Consider the following 6,959-nt stretch of genomic DNA (forward strand, 5'->3'; position numbering starts at 1 on the left):
GGTGCGGGTAGTCGCCGATCCGCTTGGCGGCACCCGGGATCTCACTGACGAACCCTCGACCGGGCCGCCGGTCACCGGCCGACGGATCACCGGCGCGGGTGGCGCGGGCACCGGGCCGAGCGCTCCACCGATCTCGAACGCCCAGAGGAAGTCACCGCGCGGGGCGGAGTTCCCGTACGGGATGCTGGTCCCACCGGCGTAGACCGCGAGGTACTCCTTGTCGCCGACCCGGTACATGATCGGACTGGAACTGATCGCCGCGCCGGTCTGAAAGCGCCACACCTCTCGACCGCTGCGCGCGTCCAACGCCAGCAGGTTGCCGTCCGGCTGGCCGATGAACAACAGGTCACTCGCCGTGCTGAGCACGCCGTTGCCATGGGCCAGCGAGTACGGCATCCGGTGCTTCCACTTCACGGTGTTCGTGCTCACGTCGACGGCCACGACGCCGCCGGTCTGGTACTCCCCCGGGGGCCGCAGTCCGTTGCTGCTCTCGGTCAGCGAGTGCGCGGCAGCCACGTACCCGTAGCCGGTGTAGACCAAACCGGTGCGGTGGCTGAACGACAGGTGCGACCAGTCGGCGCCGCCGCCGTGCCCGGGGATCGACAGGATCGGCGTCTCCCAGTGCGGGTCGTAGAGCGCGCCCTGGACGTAGTTGGGCACTGCCCGGTTGGGGTCGCCCGGGACGGAGGTGCCCAGCGGCTGGTCCACGATCCGTTGCTCGGTCCAGCCGCCCTGTCGCGGGAAGGGCTGGGTCGGCCAGGTCTTCTGGCGCGGCTCCTGGGGCACCGGCCGCTCGATGATGCCCAGCGGCGCGGTCCCGTTGACCCGGTCGAGGATGAAGAACATGCCGGACTTGCTTCCGTAGACGACGACCTTGTGCTCGCGCCCCCGGATACGGACGTCGGCGAGCACCGGGGACATCACGTTGTCCATGTCCCAGATGTCGTGGTGGACCGACTGGAAGTGCCACCGGTACGCGCCGGTACGGAGGTCGAGCGCGACGATGGAGTTGGCAAAGAGGTTCATGCCCCCGCGTTGGGAGCCGTCCTGGGATGAGTTGTTGCCCCGGGCGTTGCCGAACGTCCAGTAGCTGAGGCCCAGCTCCGGGTCGACGGCCGGGTGGATCCAGGGGGTGGCCCCGCCCTCCGCCCAGGAGTCGCCCTCCCAGGTGTCGTTGCCGAACTCGCCCGGCCCAGGAGTGCCCCAGAAGTGCCAGCGGACGTCGCCGTTGCGGGCGTCGAGGGCGAGGGCTGCGCCGCGCGGGCCGTCGTTGGTGCCGCAGAAGAGCAGACCGTCGTGGTAGACGACGGCGACCTTCTCGATGTTGCCGTAACCGTTGATCTGACGTTCCCAGGCGACCTGGCCGGTCTGCTGGTCCAGGGCGACCACGTAGTTCTCGTTGGACTTGGTGAAGACGTACCCGCCACCGACGGCGACGCCGCGCCGGGTCACCGCGCCCCGGGTCTGGTCGTAGCGCCACCTGGTCTGCCCGGTGACCCCGTCCACCGCGATCAGGTTGCCGGGCGCCGACTCGATGTAGAGCACCCCGTCGACGGCGACGGCCGTGCTCTGGCTGTTGCCGCTGGCGAGGCCGCCCTCGATCCGGTTGACCCAGGCGCCCCGTAACCGGCGGACGTTGCCCTTGTTGATGCTGCGCAGCGATGTGTAGTTCTGGTTGCCGAGGTTGCCCCCGACCTTGGGAAAGTCCTTGTCGCCGGGGGTGTCGAAGCGGGCGAGGTCGGCGGCCGCTGGCCACCGGCCGCCGCCGGATCCCCCGCCGGCCGTGGCCGCGGCCGGCGCAGCGGTCGATCCGACCCCGGCCGCCACCACCGTGAGGCCCGCTCCCCTGAGTACGTTTCTCCGATCGATCTGGGTCATCCGGTCACCTTTTCCTCGGCCGCGTCTCGACGCCGACCGTTGCTATTCGAAGATTCCCTGGTAGATGTCCTTGATGTTCCAGTGCCCCGGGGTCGGGACAGGTTCGTTGACCATCGGCACGTCCAGCACCGCCGGACGGCGCGCGGCGACGGCGGCACCGAGCGCCTCTCGGAAGGCATCGGCGCTGTCGACGGTGTAACCGTCCGCGCCGCAGGCGCGGCCCAACGCGGCGAAGTCCGGGCTGTAGGGCAGACCGTCCGGCCCGACGAAGTCGCATCCGTAGCTGCGGCCGAAGCTCGCTGCCTGCAGGTCGGAGATGGTGCCGTGGGAACGGTTGTTCATCACCACGAAGATCACTGGGGCGCCCTGCTCGACGGCCATCGGGATGGCTGGCAACTGCGCTCCCATCCCGCCGTCACCGATCAGGGCCACCACGGTGCTGTCCGGTCGGGCGATCTGGACCCCGACGGCGGCGGCCGGTCCGAAGCCCATCGTCGAGGCGCCGCCGGGCGTGATGAAGCGCCCCTGCTCCGGCAGTTCGTAGCACTGCGCCACCCCGTTCTTGTTCCACCCGACGTCGGTGACGAGGTACGCGTCCGGCGGGAGGACCGTGCGGAGGTCGGCGAGGATACGTTCGGGTCGCAGCGGGAAGTTCGCGCTGGTCCCTCGCTGCTGGCTGTCCCGGAACAGGGTCTGCCGGGTGGTCGTGATGGTCTCCCGCAGCCCTGCCCGGGTCCGTGGGGTGGGTTGCCGCTGGCGAACAGCGGCCTCGATCGCCGGCACGGCGTGCGCCACGTCCGCGACCGCACCGATGGTGACCGGGTAGTTGCGGCCGATCTCCGCCGGATCCAGATCGATCTGGACAAGTTGACTGGGTGGGAACTGCCAGGTGTAACGGCGGTCCCAGGAACTGGCGTCGGTCTCGGCGAAGCGGGTGGCCAGCGCCAGGACGACATCAGCCTCGCGGGTGTAGGAGTTGGTCATCTCCAGGCCCCAGAAGCCCGGCATGCCGAGCAGGAGTGGGTGGCTGTCCGGGAGGGTTCCCTTGGCCATCAGCGAATGCACGACCGGGATGTCGAGATGCTCGACAAGGGACCGCAGTGCGTCCGCCGCGACCCCGCGCCGCAGGCCGCCGCCGACGTACACCAGTGGCTTCTCGGCAGCCAGCAGGAGGTCGGCGATGCGCTCGACGACCTCGGTCGGCAGGCTTGGTCGTTCCTGGGCCGCGAGCGGGTATGCGGTGGCGCTGGTCGGCGGGACCGGACGCGAGAAGTGGTCCATCGGCACGCTCAACAGCACAGCGCCGGGGCGCCCGGAGGTGGCGGTCCAGAAGGCGCGCTCCATGTAGCGCGGCAGGTCCTCCACGCGGTGCACCTGCCACGCCCGCTTGACGAAGGGCCGGTAGATCGCCGTCTGGTCGGCGTCGTTGTGGAGGTTGACCTCCTGGTGCGGGTGTCGACCGTGATAGTAGGAGGGAACGTCGCCGCTGATCGCCACCAGAGGCACCGAGTCCAGCGCCGCGGTCAGCACGCCGGTCACCGCGTTGGTCATCCCGGGGCCGACGTGCATCAGCAGGACGCCCGGCCTGCCGGTCGCCCGGGCGTAACCGTCGGCGGCGTGGGCCGCGGCCTGCTCGTGACGGGCGATGACGAATGTGATGCCGCTGCCGGCCATGGCGTCCAGGAGCGCGATGTTGGTGTGCCCGCAGGTGCCGAAGACATACTCGACGCCGTACGACTCGAGCTGCGCCACCAGCGCCTCGGCAGCCGTGACCGTCTCGCTGGCCACGCTGGTACGGCTGGTCTCGTCGACGCTCATCGCGTTCCTTCCTCGTCACCGAACAGGGAGATGTCCCGGAGCAGTAGTGTCTTGACCACGGTGTAGTCGTCGATCATCCAGCGCGGCGACTCACGGCCGAAGCCGGAATCCTTGACCCCGCCGAACGGCACGTGGTCGAGCCGGAAGTTAGACGATCCGTTGACGACGAGGCCGCCGACCTCGAGCTCGCGCCACGCGGTCATGATCCGACGGACGTCGTGCGTGAACAGGCCCGCCTGCAGGCCGTACCGACTGTCGTTGCAGGTGGCCAGGACGTCGTCGAAATCGTCGTAGGCCAGCACGCTGACCGCCGCACCGAACACCTCGTCGCGGACCAACCGCGCATCCGACGGCGGAGCCGCGACAACAGTCGGAAACACCGTGGCGCCGCTGCGGCGACCGCCGACGGTGATGGTCGCCCCGGCCGCTGCGGCCTCCGTCGCCCAGGCGACGACACGCTCGGCCGCCTGATCGTCGACCATCGACCCCACGTCGGTCGACGGATCCAGCGGATCGCCGACCGACAGCTTCTCCACCTCCCGGGTGAAGCTGTCGAGGAACTCGTCGTAGCGATCACGGTGGACGTAGACCCGCTGCACCGACACGCAGCTCTGGCCGGAGTTGCTGTAACCGGTCGCCGCGCAGATCCGGGCCGCCGTGGCCACGTCCGCGTCCTCGCACACGATCGTCGCCGCGTTGCCACCCAACTCCAGGACCAGGCGCTTCGCACCGGCCGCACGGGCGACCGCCGCGCCGGTGGCCGCGCTGCCGGTGAAGCTGACCGCGGCCACCTCCGGGGCGGCACACAGCGCACCGCCGACGCGACCGGCGCCGTGCAGGACCTGGACCGCCTCCGGGGGCAACCCGGCGTCGAGCAGGAGCGCGACGATCGCGGTGGAGATCGCCGGGGCCTGCGGCGGCGGCTTCACGAGCGTGGTGTTGCCGGCCGCGAACGACGCCGCCAACTTGTGCGCGAGCAGGTTCGCCGGAGCGTTGAAGGGCGTGATCGCCAACGCGACGCCGACCGGTGCCCGATGGGTGAAGGCCGTGGTGCCCACACCTCGGGGCCAGCCCGCGACCGGCAGCACCTCACCTCCGATGCGCCGTGCCTCGGCGGCCGAGACGACGAACGTGTCGGCCACTCGATCGATCTCACCACGGCCGTCCTTGAGGGGCTTGCCGAGTTCGAGGGCGAGGAGTCGGGCCAGGTCGTCACGGTGGGTGAGCGCCGCGGTGGCGGCCCTCTCCAGCACCTGCGCCCGCGCGGCGGGCGACATCCTGGCGACCGCTCTGGCACCGCGCCGCGCGTACGCCAAGGCGGTGCCCACGTCGTCGTCGCCCGCCTGTCGGGCCGTGCTGACGACCCGTCGCGCCCACGGACCGACCCGATCGACCGTCTCGCCCTCGGTCAGCCACTCGCCTGCGATCAGACACCCGGCCGGGACGGCTGCCGGACTGACCCGAAGCAGGTTGTCGAGCATCGAAGCTCCTCACACTTAAACCACTATGTGGCACTTCTGGACCGCTGTATGGACTACGTGTAACGTACGGGCAGCAAAGTCTCCTGGCAATAGGCCGGTGTCAAACCCTTTCCGAGGCATGACGGCCGCATGACGACGGCACGACAGGGCCACCGGGGCCACCCACACGACCGAGGGGCAACGCATGGACGACCGACCGCTGCGCGGCGTACGGGTCCTGGATCTGACCAACGTTCTCGCGGGACCGTACTGCAGCTATCAGCTACTGCTGCTCGGGGCAGAGGTCGTCAAGATCGAAAAGCCGGGTCAGGGCGATCTGGCCCGTCGACTCGGCCCCGAGCCGGCGCTCAACCGGGCTGGAATCGGCGCGTCCTTCCTCGCCCAGAACGCCGGAAAGAAGTCGGTCGAGCTGGACCTCAAGGATCCGGCCGACCAGGCCACGTTCCACGAGATGCTGCAGGACGCAGACGTACTGCTCGAGAACTTCCGCGCCGGAGTGCTCGCCCGGATCGGCTTCGACTGGGCAACCCTGCATCGGATCAACCCGCGACTCGTCTACTGCGCCATCTCCGGCTTCGGTCAGTCCGGACCGATGAACCAGGCTCCGGCGTACGACCAGATCGTCCAGGGTCTGTCCGGAATGATGAGCATCACCGGCACGCCGGAGACGGCGCCACTGCGCGTCGGCTTTCCGGTCTCCGACTCGATCGGCGGTCTGGTCGCCGCGATGTCGATCTGCGCGGCGCTCACCGGTCGGGCCAGCACCGGCCGGGGCGTCTTCCTCGACGTCTCCATGCTGGAGGCATCGCTGTCGGCCATGGGCTGGGCGGCCTCCAACTATCTCGTCAGCGACGTCCCACCCGAACCGATGGGTGACCAGAACGCCACCGCCGCACCATCGGGAACCTTCCTCGCCGCCGACGGCCCGCTCAACATCGCCGCCAACCGGCAGACCCAGTTCGAGACGTTGTGCCGGCTGATCGACCGGACCGACCTCGTCACCGACCAGCGATTCGCCGACCGGGAGGCACGCAAGGCGCACCGCGCGGAGTTGAACCGGGAGATCAACTCCGCCCTGCAGCGATGTTCGGCCCTGGAGTGGGAGCAGTCGCTTTCGGCAGCGGGCGTGCCGGCAGCGCGCATTTTGACGGTGCCACAGGCGGTCCGGCTCGATCAACTTCGGCATCGTGGCTTCTTCACGGACCTGGAGTTCCCGGGCGACCCCAACCGCACCCTGCGGGTCAGCGGCAACGGTGTGCTCATCAACGGTCAACCGCTCCACCCGGAGGCGCCGCCGCCGCTCCTGGGCGAGCACAACGAGCAGCTCGCACCGAAGCATGCCGACACTCCCGCCCACGAGGAGACCGTGTCATGAACGACGAACGTGCCGCCCCGACGGTCCAGGACGTGTCGGACTGGTGGTCCACCGCCGTGTCCCGGATCGAACCCAATGTGATCGAGTTGCGCGGCCGGCCGATCCAGGACCTGATCGGCCACCTCGGTTTCACGGGCATGATCTGGCTGATGCTCCGGGGTGACGTACCCACCTCGGCTGAGGAGAAGCTGCTCGAGGCCGCCCTGGTGTCGTCGGTGGACCATGGTCCGCACGCTCCGTCGATAGCGGTCGCCCGGATGGCCGCCACCTGCGGCGTCGGGTTGAACAACGCGGTCGCGAGCGCGGTGAACCTACTGGGCGACGTGCACGGTGGAGCCGGCGAGCAGTGCATGGACCTGCTGGCCGAGATCACGCGCGAGGCTACGGACGAGGCCGACGCCGATCGT

5 protein-coding genes are annotated in these 6,959 nt (G+C 69.6%); 2 read left to right on the plus strand and 3 right to left on the minus strand.

All coding sequences use genetic code 11. From position 1 onward, the window contains the following. From ABZ749_RS25645 to ABZ749_RS25655, 3 genes are all read right to left on the minus strand, one after another. A partial coding sequence (locus tag ABZ749_RS25645; protein ID WP_357232136.1) for a PQQ-binding-like beta-propeller repeat protein occupies positions 1–1,878 on the minus strand: 1,878 nt, incomplete at its 3' end. A 42-nt stretch (positions 1,879–1,920) separates the two neighbouring features. After that, complete coding sequence (locus ABZ749_RS25650) at positions 1,921–3,696, minus strand: thiamine pyrophosphate-binding protein (protein ID WP_357232139.1); 1,776 nt, start codon at positions 3,694–3,696, stop codon at positions 1,921–1,923. Then, positions 3,693–5,177, minus strand: a complete 1,485-nt coding sequence (locus tag ABZ749_RS25655) for an aldehyde dehydrogenase family protein (protein ID WP_357232142.1) — start codon at positions 5,175–5,177, stop codon at positions 3,693–3,695. The genes ABZ749_RS25650 and ABZ749_RS25655 overlap by 4 nt, the downstream gene beginning before the upstream one ends. A 184-nt stretch (positions 5,178–5,361) precedes the next feature. On the opposite strand from ABZ749_RS25655, the gene ABZ749_RS25660 reads away from it, so the two are divergent. After that, complete coding sequence (locus ABZ749_RS25660; RefSeq protein ID WP_357232145.1) at positions 5,362–6,552, plus strand: CoA transferase; 1,191 nt, start codon at positions 5,362–5,364, stop codon at positions 6,550–6,552. Beyond that, a partial coding sequence (locus ABZ749_RS25665) for a citrate/2-methylcitrate synthase (RefSeq protein ID WP_357232148.1) occupies positions 6,549–6,959 on the plus strand: 411 nt, incomplete at its 3' end. The genes ABZ749_RS25660 and ABZ749_RS25665, both read left to right, overlap by 4 nt.

Source organism: Micromonospora sp. NPDC047753 (genome assembly GCF_040642735.1).
Lineage (GTDB): Bacteria > Actinomycetota > Actinomycetes > Mycobacteriales > Micromonosporaceae > Micromonospora.